Consider the following 23,733-nt stretch of genomic DNA (forward strand, 5'->3'; position numbering starts at 1 on the left):
TCTGTTTTTATACCTTCTGAATCGTCACCCTGAATTTATTTCAGGGTCTTAACTGCAATAAAGATGCTGAAATAAATTCAGCATGACGACCATCGCATTCACTGGCGTCTTAGTTTGTTTTCTAGCAAACCAAACATTAAGATTTGGCCGCACATTTCACCTCTTCATAGGACTATACCAAAACACATTGCCCGCCAAAAAACTCTAACTGGAAAGATTCGACACTTCCTCTTCCGATAAACGAACCGAAAATTATAAACAAGAACTATAGTACATTAATAGCGTTTTTTTCACAATTGAGGCTAGGCACGTGGTAAATAAACTATGTAGATATGAGCACTTTAATTTCTTTTGATATCCTGGCTGCAACCTGCGATGCGGTAACCACAAATTGTTCGTGCGCTAAATAATCGCCAGCTTTTCCATGAATGTAGCACGCCAGAATAGCGGCATCTGTTACCGAATACCGCTGTGCTACAAAGCCTGCAATAATACCGGTAAGAACATCGCCCATTCCGCCTTGCGCCATAGCCGGATTGCCCGTAGGATTGATAAGCACCTTACCTGCGGGCAGGCAGATAAAAGTATACTGGTTTTTAAGCACGATAATGATCTTCTGTTTTCTGGCCCGTGCTGCAGCTGTTTGCACCCTGTCCCACCAATTATCATGTTCACCAAATAACCGATCGAACTCTTTCACGTGAGGGGTGATAATGCTATTTGCGGCAATTTTAGCAATCAAGTCGGGCCGTTCGCCCAAGATATTTAAAGCATCTGCATCAATGATCATTGCTTGGTTGGCCATAATCAAACTTTCCAGGAGTTTTTCATTTTCAGCTTCGGTACCTAAGCCAGGGCCGATAGCAATTGCTTGGTATTTCTTTGGATTCCCTATCCTGGTGTATTCATCCCTTGGCAATGCCATTACCTCTGGTAAAGTGGCATTTAAGGCGGTAAATCCACCCTGTGGAATACACGCGGTAATTAATCCTGCCCCTGCGCGTAAACAAGCCGCCGAAGAAAGCAAAGCCGCACCCATGGTATTGCTATTGCCTGCAATAATCAATGCGTGGCCGTAAGTACCTTTATGGCTGAACAATTTTCGGGGCCGCAGAATGTTCTCAATATCATTTTCTTCCACTAAATAAAAATCTGCCTCTTGCTTCTGGATAAAAGCCTCATCCAGATCAATATCAACCACCTCATATTTTTCTGTCGCCATGGCTGACTCAGGGAAGAAAAAATTAATCTTAGGCCGTTGAAAGCAAATTGTTTTATAGGCTTTTATGCCATTATAATCTTTAGCGAGTTTACCTTCAGCAAAAAAGCCTGTGGGTATGTCAACCGCATATACTTTTTTATTCAGCTTGTTAATGGCCTGAACAAGCGCTTCAAATTCTCCGCTTAAAGGTTTATTTAGGCCAGAGCCTAAAATCGCATCAATAATTAAATCGGCTTTCAGATTTTTTAAATCGGAAGCCTGATTAACGATTGTTTTTTTACAGCGTGTTTCCTCAATCCGTTGCAGGTTGATCGCAAAATCGTCGCTCTGTTTTTTACTGAAGTTGACGATGTAAATTTTTAAATTCTCATACCCGTTTGCGAGAAGCAAATGTGCAATAGCCAGTCCATCTCCCCCATTATTTCCTTTTCCGCAGATTATGGCCACGCTTTTATTGGTATCGAACTCATCTCTTAAAAAAGTTTGAACAAAAGCCTTTGCAGCTTTTTCCATCAGGTCGAGAGAAGCAATGGGTTTATTGACAATCGTAAACTGATCAGCACTGCGCATTTGGGCAGAAGTAAGCAATGTTCGCATATAACTAAGATAAGATTATACAGCTATAATGCAAAAGACAGGATTTTGTTTGTTTTTTATACCCAACAGGCTAATCTTCCAAAATAATTTAAAATACTATCTTTTAATTTTTATACCTTTTGCCAATCTTTAGCGTTGTCTATTGAATTAAATTAAATCTCAAAAACAATGAATCAAAAACCATCGAATGCATTCGTGGCTGCCGCCTGGATTGCATTAGGTATCGGAATGATCGGCTTTATTGTAGGCCTGTGGCGTTCTGATATGCTTCTCAATGAAAAAGGATATTATTTTACCGTATTGATGTTTGGCCTTTTCGCTGTAATTTCTTTACAAAAAGCTGTTCGCGATAAATTGGAAGGAATTCCGGTTACTGAAATTTATTATGGCCTGAGCTGGTTTTCTACCCTCTTAACCATTACTTTATTGGTAATCGGTTTGTGGAATGCTACTTTGTTGCCCAGCGAAAAAGGGTTTTATGCCTTTGCCTTTTTACTCTCGCTTTTTGGCGCCATTACGGTGCAGAAAAATACAAGAGACAGCCAGATTGCGAATAAAAACCGTGATTCGGAATAGCCAAAACAGCATATTCTTAACGAATTTATTGAAACCAATGCTCAGGCATTGGTTTTTTATTTTTAACCAAAAACGAAATATATTATCATCTTAACTAAAAAATAATTACTACTTTAAACATCAGATACCGAAGCTAATAGTTTATCATTTTCGAGCAAATTTTATAAACCTATTTAAATCTTGTAAATCCTGCCAATGGAACAAAAAGATGGCTTAAAGAAAACGCTTACCCCATTTATGCTGTGGGGACTCGGAGTTGGCTACGTAATTTCGGGAATGTATTTTGGTTGGAACTTAGGCCTCGAAAAGGGCGGCACACTTGGTATGGCCATCGCAACGGTTGCCATTATGGTGATGTATGTTACCTTTAGTTTCAGTTATGCCGAACTGGCCTGCGCTATACCAAAAGCGGGTGGCGTTTTCGATTACGCTAATACCGCGCTCGGCAAAAACATTGGTTTTATTGCCGGTATCGCTCAAATGGTCGAGTTTATATTTGCCCCTCCTGCCATAGCCTTTGCAATTGGGGCTTATTTTAATGCCTTTTTTCCGCAGGTACCCATTCTTACGAGCGCAATTGCTGTTTATTTTATTTTCACCGCCCTAAATGTATATGGCGTAAAAGCCGCAGCTTCGTTCGAAGTAATTATTACCGTTCTAGCAGTCGGCGAACTGCTCTTATTCTCTGGAATTACATTGCCTAAATTTCATGCAGAAAATCTGGCCCACAATAACTTTCCAAATGGTTGGAGCGGTGTTTTTGCAGCTATCCCTTTTGCCATCTGGTTTTTCCTGGGCATTGAGGGCGTTGCAAATGTAGCGGAAGAAACCAAGAACCCACAGCGCGATATCAGCAAAGGTTTTGGCTGGGGTATATTTACTTTGGTTGTGTTATGTGTGCTTGTTTTCACCTCCACAATTGGCATAGGTGGTTGGGAAGCCATTGTATATAAAAACGGAAAATCAGGCGAAACTTCTGATTCGCCTTTGCCACTTGCCCTTTCGATGATTACAGGCGATAATCACCTGATGTATCATTTACTTATCACGGTAGGGTTATTTGGTCTGGTCGCATCATTTCATGGATTGGTTTTGGCAGCTGGTCGTTCTACTTATGAGATGGGCCGCGTAAAAAGTATCCCAGCTATCCTCGGAAAAATTTCTGCTAAATTTCAAACGCCCGCAAATGCGTTAATTGGTAATATGGTAATTGGCATCATTGCGCTCTTATCAGGTAAAACTGCCGAAATTATTATCATTTCGGTATTTGGGGCATTAACCTTATATATCATTTCGATGATTTCGGTTATGGTACTACGGAAAAATAAACCTGAAATGGCACGACCATTCAAAGCCCCGGTTTATCCCCTGTTTCCCATTATTGCCTTAATTATTTCCTGCGTTTCTTTCATCGCAATGCTGATTTATAATCTTAAATTAGGTTTAATTTATTTGGGCATTGTTTTAGGCATATTTCTTCTATACAAAATCTTTAAAAAGGCAGATTAATGAGTACGAGCAAAGAAATTCTGGATTACGTTAAAAATCATCCCTCTGGAAAAGTAAAATTAGCTGTTGCCGATATCGACGGCATTTTAAGAGGAAAATATGTAGCTGCCGAAAAATTTGCATCACTGGTTAAAGGCCGTCTGGGTTTTTGTGACGTTACCTTTGGTTGGGATGCGGGCGATGTGGCTTACGAAAACGGAAAATATACGGGTTGGCATACTGGCTATCCCGATGCACAGGTGAAAATTGATCTGAGTACATTCCGGAAAATCCCTTGGGAGAATGGGGTACCTTTCTTTTTAGGAGATTTTATTGACGATCAGGATCAGGCAAATGACGTCTGTCCGAGGCAGTTGCTAAAGAAAGTAATTGCAGAATGCGAAAATGAAGGATTTTCGCCGCTTTTTGCACAGGAATTTGAATGGTTTAATTTTTCGGAAACACCAGAAACCATCCACGAGAAAGGTTTTACCAATTTAAAGCCCCTAAGTCCCGGCATGTTTGGCTATTCCATTTTGAGAAGCACTTACCAGAACGAGTTTATGAGCGACCTGTTCGAACTGCTCAATAAATTCAATATTCCGATTGAAGGTTTGCATACCGAAACCGGGCCAGGAGTTTATGAAGCAGCCATCAAATATGCGCCTGCCTTGCAAGCTGCAGATCAGGCTATACTATTTAAAACGGCCGTAAAGGAAATTGCCTATAAACATGGTATCATCGCTACATTTATGGCTAAAATAAGTGAAAGCTTACCAGGATGCAGCGGTCATGTACATCAAAGCCTGTGGGATACCGATAAAAAGACCAACTTGTTCTACGACGAAAAAGATGCCGATAAAATGAGCGAGACGATGAAAAGTTATATCGCAGGTCAGCTACACTGCCTTCCGTACCTTTTACCCATGATAGCCCCTACCATAAACAGTTACAAACGTTTAGTTGAAGGTGCATGGGCGCCCACTACGGTAACCTGGGGAATCGATAACCGTACAACGGCATTACGAGCGCTGCCTGGAAGCAAAAAGGCATCACGTTTAGAAACCAGGATAGTGGGTTCAGATACAAACCCTTACCTGGCACTTTCTGCCTGTTTGGCAGCTGGGATGTACGGGGTTAAAAATAAGCTGAAACTCGAACAACCTGCTACCAAGGGAAATGGATATACCGATCTCTCGAATGGGGTATTATCACGCAATTTATTTGAGGCTACGCAAAAGATGAAAAATTCTGACTTAGCCGCAGCATTATTGGGTAGCGATTTCGTTGATCATTTTACGATGACTCGCGAATGGGAATGTAAGCAATATGCTAAAGTAGTAACCGACTGGGAGTTGAAAAGATATTTAGAAATTATTTAACAATAGAGTCGTCATTCTGGAACGTTAATAGCCGTCATTCTGAACTTGGTTCAGAATCTTTTGCAGGATAGATGCTGAAATAAATTCAGCATGACGTGAATTTGAGAAACAAAAGATAAAAAACAATTGTCATGATATTTGATAAAATCCATCAGTTTAATTTCCCTACAACCATCCGTTTTGGTGCCGGTGCAGTAAGAGAGTTGCCCACCTATTTAAGCGCGAATAATTTAAAAGCGCCATTAATTGTAACCGACCCCACCATTGCGCAACTTCCGTTTTTTAAAAAAATTGTCGAAGATTTAAAGACAAAAGGTATTTCTGTTGAGGTTTTTAACGACATCCACAAAAACCCTGTAAAGAGCGATGTTTACAAAGGCACTGATGTTTGGGATGCCACCAATCGCGACAGTATTGTTGGTATTGGCGGTGGTGCCGCTTTAGATGTTGCCCGTGCAATTGTGTTACGTGTTAACCACCGCGACGATTTATTCAAATATGATGATCTAATCGGTGGTGATATTTACGTAACAAACGATGTTCCGCATTTTATTACCATCCCAACTACATCTGGTACCGGAAGTGAGGTTGGCCGTAGCGCAATTATTGCCGACGATGAAACTCACCAAAAAAAAATTCTTTTCTCCCCCAAATTAATGGCTCAGATTGTTTTTGCAGATCCGGAGCTCACCATGGATCTACCCCCATTCATCACTGCCGCAACCGGTATGGATGCATTAACACATAACATGGAAGCTTATCTGGCCAAAAATTTCCATCCCATGTGTGATGGGATCGCACTGGAGGGAATTTCATTAATCAAAGATTCTCTGGAACGCGCAACTAACAATCCTGATCTAGAAAGCCGCAGTAAAATGTTAATGGCTTCGATGATGGGTGCTATTGCCTTTCAAAAAGGTTTAGGTGTAGTACACTCGCTGGCGCATCCGCTTTCATCGCTTTTAGATACCCACCATGGTTTGGCTAACGCCGTGAATATTCCTTACGGTATGCAGTTTAACATTGCAGGTTTTGAAGACCGTTTTAAAAAAATCGCCCGTACTTTGGACCTTAAAGATGAAAATGGTGAAGCTGTTGTAAAATATCTATTCGATTTGAACACGAAAGTGAATATTCCGCATAAATTGAGTGATATTGGCGTTAAAAATGAACATATCGAAACACTTGCCGATTTAGCCTTTGCAGATTTTGCACATCCGAACAATCCAAAACCGGTAAGCAGAGCAGATTTTAAACAATTGTATTTAACTGCACTTTAAAAAATATTAACCACGGATAAAAGGATAAACACAGATAAAAAAATCTTTTAAACACATTGTCGACCATCAAAAATCTGTGTTGATTTGTGAAATCTGTGGTAAAAAACATAGTTATAATGTCTGATAAAATAATAATTGGTGTTACCGACTGTAGCAAATTCGACATCTATCGGGATTGGGTCTTATCTTATAATAAAAGTGTGGAGGTAATCCAACTCGGATACAAGCTCAACAATTTCGAAGAGATCAAAAAATGCGACGGTATTGTTTTAACAGGGGGCGAAGACGTGCATCCGAGGCTTTACAATCTGCCAGAATACTACCCTTACTGTTATGATGATGATATTGATGAAGAACGTGATGAGTTTGAATTTAAGGTTTTAGCCTATACCGAAGCCAATTCTGTTCCTGTTTTGGGCATTTGCCGTGGTATGCAGGTGGGTAATGTGTTTTTTGGCGGAACTTTGATCCCTGATATCCCGACGTGGGGCAAATTTGATCATTCCAAAATGCACGATAAATCAGATCGCTATCACGAGATTATGGTAAATCCTTCCTCGTGGCTGAACCAGATTGTAAATACCGATAAGGGCTTAGTAAACAGCAACCATCACCAAAGCACTGATAAAACAGGGAAAGGTTTGGTGGTGTGCGCAATATCACCAGATGGCGTTACTGAAGCAATGGAACGAATTGAAGCCAAAGGAAAATCCTTTTTGTTATTTGTACAATGGCATCCCGAACGTTTAAAAGATCAGCACAGCCCATTTAGCAAAAATATACACGAGGCTTTTATTAACGCGATAAAATTAAATATCAACCACAGGTAAAAGGGATAAACACAGATAGAGATCGGTAAGCTAATTTAAGGTATTAGTCTTAAACCCTATATAAGATCTGTGTCCTATGAAATCCGTGGCAAGAAAATGAAGAACATGCAGATCATCAACCCAGCAACAGAAGAAATTATTACCAGTTTGACGGAAGATAACTCATCTACGCTTCAAACCAAATTAGCAACTTTAAAAAAGGCTCAACCACAATGGGCTAACAGAACCCTCAACGAAAGGATTTCAATTATCGCCCAATTCAGTGATTTGCTGGAGGCTGAAATAGAAGAACTGGCTGCTGTGCTAACCAGCGAAGTAGGCAAACCGCTCCAGCAATCGCGTAATGAAATTAACGGCGCAAGGGCCCGTATTAAATGGATGCTCAATAATGCTGAAAAATATTTAAGTGATGAGGCGATGGTTGATGAACCAGGTTTGAAAGAAATCATTAAATATGAACCATTGGGTGTGGTATGCAACATTTCAGCATGGAATTACCCTTACCTGGTTGGCGTAAATGTTTTTATCCCGGCATTATTAAGTGGCAATGCGGTGTTGTACAAACCTTCAGAATACGCTACTTTAACTGGACTACAGATTGAAAAATTATTAAAAAAAGCGGGGGTGCCTGATGATATTTTCCAAATCGCTATTGGCGCGAAAGAAACGGGATCTGCATTGTTAGAGATGGATTTTAATGGTTATTTCTTCACGGGCTCCTATAAAACGGGGAAATTCATCTACGAGAAAGTGGCGGCAAAAATGGTTCCATGTCAATTGGAGTTAGGTGGAAAAGATCCATTATACATTGCCGAAGATGTAACCGATGTGGCTTCTGCTGCTATTGGTACTGCCGATGGTGCTTTTTACAATAATGGACAAAGTTGTTGTTCAGTTGAGCGCATTTATGTGCACGAGAAAAATTACGACAATTACTTAAGCGCCTTTGTTACTGAAGTTAAGAGCTGGAAAACAGGCCAACCAACAACCGATGGTGTATATATTGGTGCTTTAACACGGAAGGAACAAATTTTGGTGTTGGAAAACCAAATTAAAGATGCCTTAAATAAAGGTGCAAAATTATTAACAGGCGGAAAGGCCATTGCGGGAAAAGGTTATTATTTTGAACCAACGGTTTTAACTGAGGTAACCAATGATATGCTGGTGATGCAAGAAGAAAGTTTCGGACCAATTATCGGTATAATGAAAGTGAAAGATGATACTGAGGCCTTAAGTATGATGAAAGATACCGATTATGGGTTAACCGCGTCGGTTTATACGGCCGACCAAGCAAAGGCCGAAAAAATATTGGCCCAGTTAGATGCTGGCTCGGGTTATTGGAATTGCTGTGATCGGGTAAGTGCAGCACTGCCCTGGAGCGGAAGAAAATATTCGGGTATTGGCGCTACCCTGTCACATCAGGGGTTAAGAGCCTTTACTAAACCAAAAGGTTATCATTTGAGAGGATAATAAAATGAGAAACGATAGCGATAAACAGCTTATTGAAGGCGAAATTGCCGATTATTTATTAACGGATGATGGGATATTGATTTCTTACAGTAAAAGCACCTTACGTACCGTAGAAAATATTACAGCCAATGTTGCACTGGTGAAGGAAATTACCGGAAATAAGAAAGTCCCACTGTTAATTTACTTAAAAAATTCTCCTGTTCCGGACAAAGAAACCCGAAAGTTTTCTACGGAGCAGCTGCCTCAAATTTATACTGCCATGGCGATGGTTTCGAAACCTGGTTTGTCGCAACTGATTATGAAGATCCTGTTTAAGTTTCAAAATCCACCTATCCCGATTAAATCATTTACGGACGATGAAAAAGCAATAGAATGGCTGAAACAGTTTTTGTAAATTACGAGAAACGTCATTGCGAGAAGGCTTTTTCTGCCGACGAAGCAATCTTAAAGCACACGCCAGTAATAATGGTTGTAAGATTGCTTCGTGCCTCAGCAATGACGACCGATCTTTTTAAATCCGTTATTGGTAGTGCAATGAAGTATCTGGTGTAGACGAACTTTGCAATTAAGTCTTTGACTCCGCTCAGACCGACAAATCTCTAATAATATCATAAATTCAATTACGATTTTCATCCAACACTAACCGCTATACGCTCCGCTATCTGCCTTCTTGTGCATTTCCTTCCGCACAAATACCACCCATTAAAATCTTTTTTAATAAATTGCGGAATTATACTTATCCGGTTAAACCGTTGTAATTATTTTAATGAAAAAATTATTCCTGATTATCTCCTGCTGTTTTTTTGCAGCCAATACCTTCGCTCAATCTATTGTTACAGAAACTGAAATCGGTGATTCCGAAAGCGCGATTGTACAAACACCCATCGCCATTATACCCGAGCCTGTATCCTTAATGAAAAAGGCAGGTACTTTCACACTACCTGAAAATGTAACGATCCAAGCTGTTAAAAGTGGGGAATTAAAACAATCAATCGCATATCTTTCTGAACGGATTACTACTGCTACAGGGAAATTTGTAAGTACAGTGAGTAATTCAAGCCACCCAGCTATTAAACTAATTTTAAACACGCAAGAAGATGCACAGCTTGGTAAGGAAGGTTATAAATTAAATGTTAATCCTACTCAGGTTGTCATCACTGCAAATCAACCGGCAGGTATTTTTTATGGCGTTCAATCGCTACTTCAGCTTTTCCCGGCCGAAATAGAAAGTAAAGAGCAGGTAAGCGGCATTAAATGGAAAGTGCCCTGCGTTGATGTAGTAGACTATCCAAAATTGGGCTGGAGAGGTTTAATGTTCGATGTTGCCCGTCATTTTTTCACTAAACAGGAAGTAAAACAGTTTATTGACGACATGGTACGCTATAAATTTAACCTCCTGCATTTACACCTTGCCGATGATGAAGGCTGGAGAATTGAAATTAAAGGTTTGCCTAAGTTAACTGAAATAGGTGCCTGGAGCGTTAAAAAAACCGGAACTTTTGGTGATTTCATCCCACCTACCGCTGATGAGCCCCGTACTTACGGCGGCTTTTATACTCAGGAGGATATTAAAGAACTTGTTCAGTATGCGCAAGAACGTTTTGTAAACATATTGCCTGAAATTGATGTTCCGGGACATAGTTTAGCCATTATCTCCTCCTACCCAGAATTATCATGCACGCCAGATGCCGTTAATTATAAAGTTCGCTCAGGTGAAAAAATTATGGATTGGAGCCGTGGTGCGCCACCAACTGCTTTAGTTGATAATACGCTTTGCCCGGCAAACGAAAAAGTTTATGTGTTCTTAGATTCGGTACTTACCCAGGTTGCTAAACTTTTCCCTTTCGAATACATCCATATGGGTGGCGATGAAGCCCCTCATAATTTCTGGGAAAAGAACGATCAGGTTAAAGCTTTAATGATTCGCGAAGGTTTAAAAACTATTCCCCAGGTTCAGGCTTATTTTGAAAAACGTGTAGAACAGATCGTGATTTCGAAAGGAAAAAAGTTTATGGGCTGGGACGAAATTCTTGAAGGAGGTGTATCGCCAACAGCAGCTGTAATGAGCTGGAGAGGAATGAAATATGGCATCCAGGCAGCGAACGAAAAGCACAATGTGGTAATGAGCCCAACTGATTTTGCATATCTGGATTACATGCAGGCTGATGCCATTACCGAGCCTAAAGTGTATGCTTCGCTAAGATTAAACAAAGCTTATCAATTTAACCCTATTCCAGCTGGTGTAAACGCACAATATGTAATTGGTGCACAGGCTAACCTTTGGACAGAACAGGTTTTTACTTTCCGCCAGGCAGAATATATGGTTTGGCCACGTGCATTTGCCATTTCGGAATCGATCTGGAGTCCGATTGAAAAGAAAAACTGGACAAATTTTGTTGATCGTACACAACAGCATTTCAAACGATTAGATTTCGCAGAAATTAAATATTCACCTGCCATTTACGATCCGATTTTTACAGTAAAACGCAGTGCTGATAGACAGTTAATGATCGAATTAACTACAGAAATAGACGGCCTGGATATCTACTATAGCTTTGATAATTCTACTCCCGATCGTTTTTATCCGAAATACACAGCCGCATTACAAGTACCAAAAGATGCCAGTATGTTACGTGTAATTACTTATCGGGGTAAACAACCTATTGGAAGATTGATCAGCATGCCTGTTGCTGATTTACAGAAAAGGGCAAGATAAAATGGCAGGGGAAAAAAGTTTAGCAAAACTGTTAAAAACAATGAAACCAGTGCATAACCCCGGCGAATTTGTATTCTGTAGGGTTGAACATCCAAACACAATAGATATCAACCTGGCAATTGGTTTATTCAAAGAACAAGAAGCAACCACGGTTGTCTTAAAAAAAGAAATTGCAGATCATTTAGGTCTTGAATATACTTTTATTGCTTCTTGGATCACATTAACAGTACACTCTTCTTTAGAAGCCGTAGGTTTAACAGCAGCATTTTCAACTGCACTATCCAAAAAAAGTATAAGCTGCAACGTAATCGCAGGCTATTATCACGACCATATATTTGTGAATGTGAAAGATAATGAGGCAGCGATGAGTATTTTAGAACAACTCTCCAAATAATGGGAAAAGAAATAGAACGCAAGTTTTTGATCGATCAGCAAAAATGGGATACCCTGAGCAAACCAGAAGGAAAACTTCTTAGACAAGGTTATTTGCTTAGCGATAAAGATAAAACCATACGCGTAAGGGCAACCGATACCAAAGGCTTTTTAACCATAAAAGGTCAAACCATTGGTGCCACCAGGATGGAATACGAATATGAAATACCTGTTGGTGAAGCCACAGAATTATTAGATAACTTTTCCTTATCTGAACTTTCGAAAATCCGTTATGAAATTACATATAACGGTAAGGTTTGGGAGATAGATGTATTTTTAGGCGATAATAAAGGACTAATTGTTGCCGAAATTGAACTTGAAAGTGAAAACGAAATATTCGACCTTCCAGATTGGGTAAGCAGAGAGGTTACTGAAGAAGAAAAATATTATAATTCCAATTTAACAGTTAAGCCCTTTAAAGATTGGATCTAATTTTTGGTCATCTTAAGTTTTTAACGCCTGAGCAGGTTGTTAGCATGATTGATCACTTCATTCCCCTTTTTGGTCACAAATCCACTGTTATAAATACAGATTATCAAATCTCGATTAAGCCAGGGCGCTGTTTAAAATTTATTCATAAATAAATAAAAGATTTTAGTTTCTAGTTAAACGTATTTCATATATTAGCTTTAACGAAGTCATCCCACCGAGTAAAAAGGAAATTATTTTAATTTCTAAACATTGTATTATCAAATAATATCAATATAAAATCAAAAGGATGAAAACAACTAAATTATTAATGAGCATGGTTATTGCAACTACACTATTTTTTGTAGGCTGTAAACCAAAAGATGCGGCAATCCAGGCTGCAATCCAAGCCAAAGAAGCTGCTGGTATTACCGTAGCTGTTACTAAGGGCGAAGTAACTTTAACTGGTGAAGTTGATGATGAAGCCACAAAAGCCAAAGCAGCAGAAATTGCAAAGGCAGAAAAAGGGGTAAAATCTGTAATCAACAATTTAACAGTTAAACCAACAGATGTACCTGTCGTAATTGCAGAAGACCCAACCTTAATTAAAAATGTTGCTGATGCTACCAAAGATTTCCCAACGGTGAAAGCCGAAGTTAAAGATGGTGTAGTTCTCTTAACCGGCGAAATTAAAAAAGCCTCACTAATAACTTTAATGCAACATTTGAGTGCATTAAAACCTAAAAAAATCGACAATAAATTAACCGTTAAATAACTGACCATGGCATTAGCAGATAAATATAAAGCACTAACTGACGCAGCAACTGCGGCAGGCATAGCAGATTTAGCGGTAAGGGAGCAAGACGGGGTTTTATACATCGATGGAACGGCCGCCGATGGCGCAACTAAAGATCATCTTTGGGAAGTTTATAATCAGATTGACCCTAACTTTACATCAGGCGACCTGGTTCTGAACGTAAACGTGGCTATTGATGCTGCAGTTACACACGCAAAAGTTATCACTGAGAGCAGTAACTTAAATATCCGTAAAGGTCCGGGAACGGATCAACCTATTGTAGGTAAAGCTGCACACGGCGAGGTGATTACCCTCGTAAACAGAAGCAACGATTTATGGTGGCTGGTACGGACTAACGATGGCGAAGAAGGCTATTGTTATGCACAATATCTAGAAGCTCAGTCTTAAAAATACCAACAGACCTCGCAGGTTTCTGAAACCCGTGAGGTCTGTTTCAAAATTAAATCAACTGGTGCTCATGTGCAAAATTCAGTAAACCAACAATTGATTTAACACCAGTTTTACGCCATATATTTTTACGATGGGTTTCTACTGTATGCTCTGAAATAAATAGCATTCTGCCTATATCTGCAGAAGTGTATTCTTTGGCAATCAACCTAATAATTTCTACTTCTCTAGACGATAAAATATTCACTTCTTCTGTATGGTTTTCACGCTGGTAACCATTAATAAATTTAGCCGTAATGGAATTTTGTATATAGGTTTCGCCAAGCATAACTTTATTAACTGCTTTATACAGCTCGTGAAACTTTACATTTTTTAAAAGATAACCAGTTGCGCCAGATTTGATCATTTTCGAAATATTGATAAAATCATCCTGCATAGAAAGTACAATAACCTTAATTTTGGGAAATTCTCTTTTAATCAATTTAGTTAAATCAGCTCCAACCTTCTCGCAAACACTAACATCTGCAACTACAATATCTGGTGTCTTAGTCCTGATCAATTGTTCGGCAAGCGCAGCAGAGTTGGCCTTACCAACAACAGCAATACTTTCTAAATCACTTAGAATAGATTCAACACTATCCATTAATGAATCATGATCGTGAATTAAAAAGACCTTGATCTTTTCCATAAAGTTTAGTTTTAAACGTTAATCATTTTCACCTGAAGTTTGGAAAAACAGTTTGAATAGATTTTTAAACAAAAGTTTAATATAGCTATTCAAAACTTATCCAATATTCTATCAAAAGCTTTAAATTTTATGTTTTTAACTAAGGTAGTAGCAATTTGTTCTTGCATCTTCAATAAATTAGTCCTCCGCTTTTGTATAACGGTTGAGTGAAGCCATTCTGAAATAATATGTTTTTTATGTAGGGATCGATATGAAGCTATTAAATGGGCACTATATCCATCCTTTATAAACAGCCTAAAAAATATGCCGGGCAACATCTTTTTCAGGCTCAGAAGCATAATATTACTGCTTGAGCACATAGTAATAATAAGGATGATTTGTTGTTTTGTTAATCTAATTTAAACAAAAATTTTATTTTGTTATTATATTATCAATTTCTTAATACAAAAAAAGCGCAAAACCAGTATTGAAATTTACTGCTCTTTGCGCTTTATATATTATGGTAAATATTTTACTTGCTTAGGGGTACCGCCACATTTGGTTTAATAATACCTTTAAGTTCTACATCAAAAACCAGGGGTGTAAATGGATTAATGGGTCCGCCCCCATTTTCACCAAAACCTAATCTTGATGGCAAAATCATTTTGATCTTACCACCAACACCAATAAGTTGGATTCCCTGAATAACGCCTTGTGGCAATTGGCCTAATGGTAAGCTACGCGGTACATATTGTACGTTTTCAGAGAAAATACCAGCCTCTTTTGCTATTTTAGCATTTGAAGTATCAAAAACATTTAATGCTCCATTCGATTTTTTATTGGTAAACTGGCCTGTGTAGTCCATTAATACCGTATCAGTTAAAGTTGCCCTTTCTGAGTTGCCAGGGGCAGAAATAACATACTGTAGTCCAGATGGCGCAGTAGTTACCTTTAAATTATTCTCGGCAACGTATTTTGCAATTTTAGCAGGCTCTACCACTTTATTTTTTTCATTTAGCGCCTTGTATTCCGTTTCAAAGAAAAGGCGTTTCTTCGCTTCGAAAATAGAATCGGGATCTTTCCCTTTGTGCAATACTTTCTCAATTTTAATGGTAAAAGAGGCAATATTTGATTTCAGTCCTTTTGGTTTTGGCTGCCCCGAATATTTCTCCATCGAATCCAGGTTCAATTTAAAAACGGCGCTATCGCCTTCTCCAAGCAGTTTTAGTCCTGAAGCTAAATCGCCTTTAAACATCGATTTGCTGATGGCAAAGAAAGCCGGACGTTCATTGTCGTAAGTATTTACCATTACCGAATCGGGATTGGTATTGGTTTCTACCGTTTGAACACCGTTTAACTTTACGTAATCGCCATCCTGAATTTTCGGCTTACCATCACTTTTATAGATCTTGTAAGTCATATCTCCTTCACCCTTTTCGAATTTGTTACAGGCAGACAGGCCCAAAGCCGCTACCAAGAGAATAATAATTCCGTTCTTCATTTAAATTTTATTTGTATAAAAACAGCCCGCATATCTTTTTTTCAAAATACCCGCTATTTATTTAGATCACTACAAAGATAGGTTATAATAAGTTTTTATAAATCTTTGAAATGTTTTATTTATCGGTTCAACGTAGAAAAAAGTGGATAAAAAAAATCCTGCTTAAATAAATAAGCAGGATTTTAAAATATCTTAAAGAAATTATTTTTTAACTACCGGAGCAGGCACTTGAACTGGAGCCGCTGCAGCTGGTTTTCCTTTGATAATATCTTTGATTTCTAAATCGAAAGCAATTGGGCTGAAAGGCATAATACCTACCTGAGGTGCACCTTGCTCGCCATAACCTAAGTTAGAAGGAATAATCACTTTAATTTTACCACCTTTACCAATTAACTGTAAAGCTTCAGTAAATCCTGGGATTGTACCGCCAACTGGCATTTTTTGAGGACCGTAAGGTTTACCTGGTTTAAATTCCTTTTCTGCTTTAGCCAGTTTCTCATCACTTGTATCGAAGATTTTGTATTTACCATCTTTACCTTTTTTAGTTACTCTACCAGTATATTCAATTAGTACAGTATCGCCTAAAGCCGGTTTTTCTGCACTGCCTGCATTTTCGATAATGTAGTGTAAACCACTTGCTGTAGTTTTGGTTGCCAGTTTAGTATCTTCTAAATAAGCTTTTAGCTTAGCAGGTTCAGCAGCTTTCTTTTTTTCTGAACTAGCTTTATAATCAGCCTGGAAAAATTCCTGTGCTCTTTTGTTAAAAGTAGAGTCAGCTTCGCCAGCTTTTTTCTTGAATACTTTCTCGATTTTCACCGTAAAAGTCATGTACTTATCATTCTTGAACTGCTCTGGTTTAGGTTGTTTACTATGAAATGCCATAGTATCTAAGTTTACTTTAAATGTAGCGCTATCGCCTTCTCCAAACAATGTTAAAACATCGTTCATATCACCAGCATACATTTTTTTCTGTGCAGGAAATAATGCAGGTGTTTCGCTATCGAAAGTGCTTGATAAAACTGAATCCTTATCGTTTTTCTGGATAAAATTCATTTTAACGATATCACCTTCTTTGATTTTCTCGTTACCTGCCGAGTGGTGAATGGTATACAATAAGCCACCAGCTCCCTTTTTCTCTTGTTTACATGCTGCTAAGCCTAAAGTAGCTGCTGCTAGAATAATAATTCCCTTTTTCATTTATTAATTTGACTTTTTTAAGTTTTAGTGTTTATTTCTTGCCCTTAGGCGATCAATTGTTCTTTATATTCTGCTAATATCGATTTAAATTCGTTAACTACATCATTTAATGGTTTTTCTGCTGCACCACCTGCCGCATTTCTATGACCACCGCCATTAAAATACTTTTTGCAGATTTCATTGGCAGGGAAATCGCCTGTAGACCTAACAGATAATTTAACTTTATCTGGTCGTTCAATAATTAACGCGGCCAAACGGATACCGTTGATGGAAAGCGCATAATTTACCACGCCTTCTGTGTCGCCGGTAATGCTATGGTACTGTGCCAATTCTTCTTTGGTAACCGAAATAATCGCGGTATTGTAATCTCTTAAAACCTCTAGTTTATTAGATAGGCAATAGCCTAAAAAGCGCAATCGGTTTTCACTTGAGTTATCGTATACCAACTCGTGAATTTTCGATTGGTCGGCCCCCAAATCAATCAGGTTTGCGGCAATACGATATACTTCTGAAGTTGCCGATGGGAAGCGGAAAGATCCCGAATCGGTCATAATACCCGTGTACAGGCAAGAAGCTACATCTTTATTGATCAACCCGCCATCCTGTAATTGATTTACAATAAAATCGTAAACCAACTGCGCAGCAGCACAAGCATTGATATCCCAGTGACGGTAGTCATCAAAATCTTCAGGTTCCAGGTGATGATCGATCATGATTTTTTTTGCTCCTGAAGCCCTCACCAATTCGCCTAATTCATTAATACGGCTTAAGGTGTTAAAATCAAGACAAAAAATGAGTGAAGCTTCTTCCACTAACCTGGCTGCCGCTTCTTGTTGTTCAGTAAAAATAATTACGTCGCCATTATTTGGCATCCAATGCAAAAAGGTTGGGTAATCTGTTGGCGTGATTACCTTAACATGGTGGCCCTTTTGAATTAAATACCCATATAGCCCCAGAGATGAACCCATTGCATCGCCATCGGGTTTATGATGCGTAGTGATCACAATACGTTGTGGCGTAGCCAATAATGTTTTTAATTCAGTTAGTGTAAGCATATATTTTTTGCGCTGCAAAGCTAAGTAAATTTAGATTAGGATTAAAGAATTTTAGGATGAGTAGGATCATAGTTTTAAAAGAGATGGAGATTAACAGGATTGTAAAGTCACAAAAAGCGTAATTAGCCATTTAAAGCCTATAATCTATTACTAACATCGATTTGCAAACCGAAAAACAATGTTTATTGATTATTCATCAATTAAAACGTAATTTTGCAAAAAAATTGATATCAAAACACAATGAGCACTAACAGAACTTTTACCATGATTAAGCCTGATGCAGTAGCAAACGGCCATATCGGATCAATCATTAACGACATTACTAATGCTGGCTTCAAAATCATCGCATTAAAATATACTAAACTTACAGAAGAAACTGCTGGTCAGTTTTATGCTGTTCATGCTGAGCGTCCTTTTTACAAAGATTTGGTAAGCTTTATGTCTTCAGGGCCTATTGTTGCTGCTATTTTAGAAAAAGACAATGCCATTGAAGATTTCAGAAAACTGATCGGAGCGACTAACCCTGCTGAAGCTGCAGAAGGTACAATCCGTCAGAAATATGCAAAATCAATCGATGCAAACGCAGTTCACGGTTCAGATTCTGACGAAAATGCAGAAATTGAAGGTAACTTCTTCTTCAAGGCAGACGAACGTTTCTAGTTCCCGACACAAAAAACTTACAATAAAACCCCGAATATCCGGGGTTTTATTGTTTTATCTATTTTGTATCTTTCGGCCTTAAAAAAAATAATCAATGAAACTACCCTCATTTATAAATGATGGTAGCTTCATCACAAATGAAAACAAACTAATACAAATGAAAAGAATTCTTTTAGCGGTATGTCTATCTGGTATCGCTGTTGCATCTTATGCACAAACCAAAACAGCAGCAAAGAAACCTGTTGCCAAAAAACCAACTACAACCACTAAAACATCAACTTTTGCGCCTGTTGGTTTAAAATCTACATTAGATTCTACCAGTTATGCTTTTGGTACTTCAATCGGTGCCGGTTTAAAAACAACTGGCCTTTCGACCTTAAATTACGATATCTTGTTAAGAGGATTAAAAGATGCGTTTACAGGCGGCAAAGTTGTATTAACCCAACAGCAGGCCCAACAATGTATAAATGAAGCATTAACAAAGGCATCATCGGTAAAAAACAAAGCCGAAGAAGCAGCAAATAAAATTAAATACGCACCAATTATGAAAGAAGGACAAGATTTCTTAGAACAGAACAAAAAACGTGCAGGTGTACAAACAACTGCAAGCGGTTTACAATACGAAGTTTTAACTGCTGGTACAGGCATTAAACCACAGGCTACCGATTCGGTATTGGTACATTACAAAGGCACATTATTAAATGGGAAACAATTTGATAGCTCTTACGACAGAGGAGAACCTATCTCATTTCCTTTAAACCAGGTAATTAAAGGCTGGACCGAGGGTGTACAATTAATGCCTGCTGGTTCGAAATACAAATTCTTTATCCCTTACAACCTGGCTTATGGCGAACGTGGTGCAGGACAGGATATTCCACCTTATAGCACTTTAATCTTTGAGGTTGAATTGCTAAAAGTAAATGGGAAATAAAAATCTCTATTCGTCATCTAGATCTGATAGCTATCGGATGTAGCATAGCAAAATGGAGAAATCTTTTAAAAATGTCTGTTTATTCTTAAGCAGACATTTTTTTTGAAAATGAATGTTCAGCATTTCATCGCACCTACAGTCCCGCCACCGCTTATAGTCCTCGCTACGCTCCGGGCTATTCCGCTTTGTCGGGTTTATTAAACAAACAGGCAGTGGCCTTAAATCTGCAGTCAGAGTTACCATCTGACGCCACAACTAGAACGACTAAAGCAAATAAGTCATTTACCAAAACTTTCTCCCGTATTCAATGTTAGCTATTACAAATTAACATGATATGAAAAAAGCATTCCCATTAGTATTAATTGCATTTTTATGCACCACCTTAAGCAGTTGCGAACTGGTAGAAGGTATATTTAAAGCCGGCGTTTGGGTTGGCGTTATTGTAGTTGTAGTAGTTGTTGCACTGCTGATCTGGATTTTGTCAAAGATATTTGGCGGAGGAAAGAGTTAGTTTTTCTATCTGTCACGTTGAGCCTATCGAAACGCCTGAAACTAAACATGTCCTTCGGCAAGCTCAGTATAACAAATCCATATTATGGATGCAATTTCTTTTATTATACCTATAAAAAAATCATTTCGGTAATCACTTCGCTACCCGCATGTTCATTTAGTTTCTGGATTATTCCATGCCGCACCATAATCAGCTCATTTTTGATTACTGAAGATTCTATCCGTAAAAAAAGCTTTTTATCGTGGATATAAATCTGTTTGGTTCGGTTGGCAATTGCAGTGCCCATAATTTCCGGCCAGACAGATAAGATCGAAGTTTCGTCGAATTTACGGCGCAAACGGTATACATCCAGCATTTTGCTGATGGCATCTTTTACGGTAACGTCATTAGGCTTACGCATTTTGTATCTTTCCGTTATCTACTTCGAACAAAGTTACATCAACTTCTATTTTTTCAAAAATTGATTTTACTCTTTCTCTTCCTGTATCTGTAATAAATATCTGCCCAAAATCATGGTGGGAAACCATTTGCATTAATTTTTGAACGCGGTTATCATCCAGCTTATCAAAAATATCATCCAACAAAAGCAAAGGTTTAAATCCTTTGTTTTTAGCCAGGTAAGCATACTGCGCAATTTTCAAGGCAATTAAAAAAGACTTTTGCTGGCCTTGTGAGCCAAACTTTTTTAAAGGCATTCCACTGATTACAAAAGCCAATTCATCTTTATGTATGCCCGTTGTGGTACGCTCCAGCACACGATCCTTTTCTACCGATTTTTTCAACAGTTCATCGAAAGTAGACTCATTCAATTGCGATTGATAATTCAGTTCCACCGTTTCCTTGTTGTCTGTAAGATAGGTATAATATTGATTAAACAGCGGAATAAACCCATCCATAAAGGCTTTACGGATGGCGAATATCTTATTGCCTGCTATAATCAGCTGTTCATCCAAAATTTCGAGCAGTGTAGGATCGTATTTTCTGGTAATGGCAATCTGCTTTAGCAAAGCATTCCGGTTTAATAAAATACGGTTATAGGTAATCAATTGATCCAGATAATGTGCATCCGTTTGCGAAATTACATTATCGATAAACTTTCTCCGCTCCTCACTACCTTCCATAATCAGGTTCACATCATATGGAGAAACCATCACTACCGGGAAAAGACCAACATGATCGGCCAATTTATCGTATTCTTTTTTATTACGTTTGAACTGCTTTTTCTGATTGCGCTTTACCCCACACGAAATTTTTTCGTTTTTTTCGTTACGTTCGAAATCGCCCTGGATCATAAAAACCTCTTCATCGGTTTTAATCTGCTGGCTATCGATGGGGTTAAAGTAACTTTTACATAGACAAAGGTAGTGAATGGCATCGAGCATATTCGTTTTGCCTGAACCATTATTACCCGTAAAAACGTTCACAGTTTCCGAGAAATGGAGATCTGCATCACTATAGTTTTTAAAATTTAGAAGGGTAATATTTTTTAACCACATAAATATGTCACAAATTTACCGTTTTTTAGCCTCTTAACATCCATTCTTTAAAATAAACGTTAATAACATTTAAAAAAATTGTACTTTCATAACAAGTAAAATTAGATGGTTGCACAAAAAATGTTAGAAGGTAATGTTCTATGGTCTTATGACCATGAACTAACCAATGAGAAAAATTCGGGCTGGATTAAAAAAATTGCAGGTTTATTTTCGTTTTTAAAGCCTATTCACAATCACGAAGGCAATATCCTATTAGCCTCTAACGGTCTTTTTATTACGGGAGATGAACAATTGGAACTTCCATTATCTCATATAGAAGAGGTTTACATGGGCTTCGACGATTTATTCCCAGCTTCATCTGCAAAAAATTTCGGTGCATTTTGGCAACCCATCAGAATTAGATCTACAGTGAGCCGTTCCGAAAGTCAAACGGTATACCTGGTGATTAACCACACTGGTATTTTTAGCGACAACCAAACCTGGTTTAACACACTGATTAGCTTGTTACGCTAATTATCATAACGATTTTACAATCTGCGCGCCTAAATAACTAATGTTTAATCAAATACTTCAAAATAAAGATTGATACTTTGATTGAAAAATGTATTTTTGCAATCTTAAATTTTTTAAATAAACATGTCTACAACAGATAACCAGACAATTCAACCAACTAAAAAAGGTTCATTTTTACAAGAGAATAATAAGAGCTTACTGTTTATTGCAGGTGCTGTAGTTTTATTAGTTTTAATATATCTTTGGTATCAAGGCGTGTATTTAAAAGGTCGTGCTGAAGAAGCCGCTAGCAAAATGTACAAAGCAGAGCAGTTTGTTGGTGTAGATTCATTATCGAATAGAGCTGTTAAAGGCGAAGGTGGTTACCCAGGCTTAGAGCAAATAGCTAAAGAATACGACAACACAAAATCGGCAAACTTAGCTAACCTTTATTTAGGCGGTATTTACTTGCGTAAGGGCGAATATAAACAAGCTATAGAGGCACTAAGCAAATATAGTGCTACTGGCAGCCCGGTTGCAGATCCATTGGCTTTGGGTTTATTAGGCGATGCTTACAGCGAATTGAAAGATTATAAACAAGCTTCTACGTATTACAAAAAAGCAGCAGATAAAGCGAGCAAATTTACTTCACCTATGTTTCTAAAGAAATTAGGATTGGTTAGCGAAAACCAAAATGATTTTAAAGGTGCTGTTGAAGCTTATACTAAAGTAAAAACACAATATCCTGAGAGTGCAGAAGCGCAATTAATTGATGCTTATATTGCAAGAGCTCAAGAAAAAGTTAAATAATCATTTAACTTAAAACATATTTACGAAAAGATCATCGAAAGATGGTCTTTTTTTGTTTAAAAGCTTTTCTAAATGAGTTCGTCATTTCCTGGAGTGCAACGAAATGGAGAATTCTATAAAAGTAGCTGATACATTTCTCCATAGAGTTAAAGCAAACTGATAGCTTGACTTGCAAAAAAAGGGTAGGTAACTTTTTTTTTGGAAATCAGGTGCAGTGGCTTTTAGGCTTGTGCAGCCCCGCTCTCCGTTCCTTCCGATGAAACCTGTGAAACAAGCAAGCACACAATAAAAAAAAGCAAAGAATAGTGATTAAATCGGAACCACTGCGATCAGGTTTAAGTGGCGCAATCAGCAATACTATTTGGGGTTGAATGGTGCAGAAAAAACGAAATTGCCCTTATCACAACCTGTCTCATATCAGATGATCTGTGAGGACACAGACCATGGCCCAAAAAGGAAATTTATATAAAACTATGCTATCCTACTCTTAATAGTAGCAAAGACATTACTTTATAGACCTGATTGACGCGTTAGCTCCCGATTTCTTTCTAATCGGGACTATAAGCAAAAAGCAGGACGAATACTAAAAAGCGCTACTGCAATTGCTCTTCAGAAAAACCTTCCTTTTCTATTTATCCGTATTACAGCCAAACTATTCGTTGGCCTGAATTTTATTTTAGGATTGTTTTCCTTTTGCCAAAGATGCTGAAATAAATTCACTGTTGTCCGGAGAAATATTTTTTTGTTTATAAAAAAGGGTAGCTTTAAGTCTACCCTTTGTAGTGTTATATTTGAGTTACCACACCTA

At 38.2% G+C, this 23,733-nt stretch carries 24 protein-coding genes; 17 read left to right on the top strand and 7 right to left on the bottom strand.

Annotated elements, in window-relative coordinates; genetic code table 11:
* Positions 1–322 precede the first annotated feature (322 nt).
* A complete protein-coding gene (locus tag HDC90_RS15475) occupies positions 323–1,819 on the bottom strand; it encodes an NAD(P)H-hydrate dehydratase (RefSeq protein WP_255497697.1) in 1,497 nt (498 codons plus the stop codon).
* Positions 1,820–1,987: 168 nt separating this feature from the next.
* Here HDC90_RS15475 and yiaA point away from each other — a divergent pair, with 168 nt between their 5' ends.
* From yiaA to HDC90_RS15535, 12 genes are all read left to right on the top strand, one after another.
* Entirely contained in the window at positions 1,988–2,395 is a 408-nt protein-coding gene (gene yiaA / locus HDC90_RS15480; RefSeq protein ID WP_184467903.1) for an inner membrane protein YiaA, read from the top strand.
* Positions 2,396–2,590: 195 nt separating this feature from the next.
* Positions 2,591–3,904, top strand: a complete 1,314-nt coding sequence (gene eat / locus HDC90_RS15485; protein ID WP_184467904.1) for an ethanolamine permease — start codon at positions 2,591–2,593, stop codon at positions 3,902–3,904.
* Positions 3,904–5,265 carry a glutamine synthetase family protein gene (locus HDC90_RS15490; RefSeq protein ID WP_184467906.1) on the top strand — a complete coding sequence of 454 codons (1,362 nt, stop codon included), beginning with the start codon at positions 3,904–3,906 and terminating at the stop codon, positions 5,263–5,265. The genes eat and HDC90_RS15490 overlap by 1 nt, the downstream gene beginning before the upstream one ends.
* A gap of 131 nt (positions 5,266–5,396) precedes the next feature.
* Complete coding sequence (locus HDC90_RS15495; protein WP_184467908.1) at positions 5,397–6,545, top strand: iron-containing alcohol dehydrogenase; 1,149 nt, start codon at positions 5,397–5,399, stop codon at positions 6,543–6,545.
* Between the two features lie 116 nt (positions 6,546–6,661).
* On the top strand, positions 6,662–7,375 hold the full coding sequence (locus tag HDC90_RS15500) for a gamma-glutamyl-gamma-aminobutyrate hydrolase family protein (protein WP_184467910.1): 714 nt from the start codon (positions 6,662–6,664) through the stop codon (positions 7,373–7,375).
* Between the two features lie 69 nt (positions 7,376–7,444).
* Positions 7,445–8,845, top strand: a complete 1,401-nt coding sequence (locus tag HDC90_RS15505) for an aldehyde dehydrogenase family protein (protein WP_370576640.1) — start codon at positions 7,445–7,447, stop codon at positions 8,843–8,845.
* Between the two features lie 4 nt (positions 8,846–8,849).
* A complete protein-coding gene (locus tag HDC90_RS15510) occupies positions 8,850–9,239 on the top strand; it encodes an STAS/SEC14 domain-containing protein (RefSeq protein WP_184467912.1) in 390 nt (129 codons plus the stop codon).
* Between the two features lie 372 nt (positions 9,240–9,611).
* Complete coding sequence (locus tag HDC90_RS15515; RefSeq protein ID WP_184467914.1) at positions 9,612–11,561, top strand: beta-N-acetylhexosaminidase; 1,950 nt, start codon at positions 9,612–9,614, stop codon at positions 11,559–11,561.
* A 1-nt stretch (position 11,562) separates the two neighbouring features.
* On the top strand, positions 11,563–11,955 hold the full coding sequence (locus HDC90_RS15520; RefSeq protein WP_184467916.1) for an ACT domain-containing protein: 393 nt from the start codon (positions 11,563–11,565) through the stop codon (positions 11,953–11,955).
* Positions 11,955–12,425 carry a CYTH domain-containing protein gene (locus HDC90_RS15525; protein WP_184467917.1) on the top strand — a complete coding sequence of 157 codons (471 nt, stop codon included), beginning with the start codon at positions 11,955–11,957 and terminating at the stop codon, positions 12,423–12,425. Before HDC90_RS15520 ends, HDC90_RS15525 begins: the two co-directional genes overlap by 1 nt.
* Positions 12,426–12,711: 286 nt before the next feature.
* Positions 12,712–13,176: a BON domain-containing protein gene (locus HDC90_RS15530; RefSeq protein WP_221451868.1), complete on the top strand. Its 465-nt coding sequence runs from the start codon at positions 12,712–12,714 to the stop codon at positions 13,174–13,176.
* A gap of 6 nt (positions 13,177–13,182) precedes the next feature.
* A complete protein-coding gene (locus tag HDC90_RS15535) occupies positions 13,183–13,605 on the top strand; it encodes an SH3 domain-containing protein (RefSeq protein ID WP_184467919.1) in 423 nt (140 codons plus the stop codon).
* 52 nt (positions 13,606–13,657) lie between these two features.
* Here HDC90_RS15535 and HDC90_RS15540 read toward each other — a convergent pair whose 3' ends face one another.
* The 4 genes from HDC90_RS15540 to HDC90_RS15555 form a co-directional block, all read right to left on the bottom strand.
* The gene (locus HDC90_RS15540) at positions 13,658–14,293 is read right to left on the bottom strand and encodes a response regulator transcription factor (RefSeq protein WP_184467921.1); all 636 of its coding nucleotides are present in this window, start codon (positions 14,291–14,293) and stop codon (positions 13,658–13,660) included.
* Positions 14,294–14,804: 511 nt separating this feature from the next.
* The gene (locus tag HDC90_RS15545) at positions 14,805–15,773 is read right to left on the bottom strand and encodes an FKBP-type peptidyl-prolyl cis-trans isomerase (RefSeq protein WP_184467923.1); all 969 of its coding nucleotides are present in this window, start codon (positions 15,771–15,773) and stop codon (positions 14,805–14,807) included.
* 201 nt (positions 15,774–15,974) lie between these two features.
* Positions 15,975–16,970 (bottom strand): FKBP-type peptidyl-prolyl cis-trans isomerase, encoded by a 996-nt coding sequence (locus HDC90_RS15550; protein WP_184467925.1) that lies wholly within the window; start codon positions 16,968–16,970, stop codon positions 15,975–15,977.
* 44 nt (positions 16,971–17,014) lie between these two features.
* Positions 17,015–18,025 carry a bifunctional oligoribonuclease/PAP phosphatase NrnA gene (locus HDC90_RS15555; RefSeq protein WP_184467927.1) on the bottom strand — a complete coding sequence of 337 codons (1,011 nt, stop codon included), beginning with the start codon at positions 18,023–18,025 and terminating at the stop codon, positions 17,015–17,017.
* Between the two features lie 240 nt (positions 18,026–18,265).
* Here HDC90_RS15555 and HDC90_RS15560 point away from each other — a divergent pair, with 240 nt between their 5' ends.
* From HDC90_RS15560 to HDC90_RS15570, 3 genes are all read left to right on the top strand, one after another.
* A complete protein-coding gene (locus HDC90_RS15560; RefSeq protein ID WP_039479466.1) occupies positions 18,266–18,685 on the top strand; it encodes a nucleoside-diphosphate kinase in 420 nt (139 codons plus the stop codon).
* Positions 18,686–18,842: 157 nt separating this feature from the next.
* Positions 18,843–19,616 (top strand): FKBP-type peptidyl-prolyl cis-trans isomerase, encoded by a 774-nt coding sequence (locus HDC90_RS15565; RefSeq protein ID WP_184467929.1) that lies wholly within the window; start codon positions 18,843–18,845, stop codon positions 19,614–19,616.
* A 334-nt stretch (positions 19,617–19,950) separates the two neighbouring features.
* Positions 19,951–20,127 carry a hypothetical protein gene (locus HDC90_RS15570; protein ID WP_184467931.1) on the top strand — a complete coding sequence of 59 codons (177 nt, stop codon included), beginning with the start codon at positions 19,951–19,953 and terminating at the stop codon, positions 20,125–20,127.
* Positions 20,128–20,236: 109 nt separating this feature from the next.
* Here the strand turns inward: HDC90_RS15570 and HDC90_RS15575 are convergent, their stop codons facing one another.
* Both HDC90_RS15575 and HDC90_RS15580 read right to left on the bottom strand, forming a co-directional pair.
* A complete protein-coding gene (locus tag HDC90_RS15575) occupies positions 20,237–20,527 on the bottom strand; it encodes a DUF721 domain-containing protein (RefSeq protein WP_184467933.1) in 291 nt (96 codons plus the stop codon).
* On the bottom strand, positions 20,520–21,623 hold the full coding sequence (locus HDC90_RS15580) for a DNA replication/repair protein RecF (protein ID WP_184467935.1): 1,104 nt from the start codon (positions 21,621–21,623) through the stop codon (positions 20,520–20,522). The genes HDC90_RS15575 and HDC90_RS15580 overlap by 8 nt, the downstream gene beginning before the upstream one ends.
* A gap of 105 nt (positions 21,624–21,728) precedes the next feature.
* On the opposite strand from HDC90_RS15580, the gene HDC90_RS15585 reads away from it, so the two are divergent.
* Together HDC90_RS15585 and HDC90_RS15590 are read left to right on the top strand one after the other, a co-directional pair.
* Positions 21,729–22,136, top strand: coding sequence for a hypothetical protein (locus HDC90_RS15585; protein ID WP_184467937.1), 408 nt, complete (start codon positions 21,729–21,731; stop codon positions 22,134–22,136).
* Positions 22,137–22,259: 123 nt separating this feature from the next.
* Complete coding sequence (locus tag HDC90_RS15590; RefSeq protein ID WP_184467939.1) at positions 22,260–22,925, top strand: tetratricopeptide repeat protein; 666 nt, start codon at positions 22,260–22,262, stop codon at positions 22,923–22,925.
* Positions 22,926–23,733: the final 808 nt, after the last annotated feature.

The sequence above is a fragment of the Pedobacter sp. AK013 genome (genome assembly GCF_014205835.1).
Taxonomy (GTDB): Bacteria; Bacteroidota; Bacteroidia; order Sphingobacteriales; family Sphingobacteriaceae; genus Pedobacter.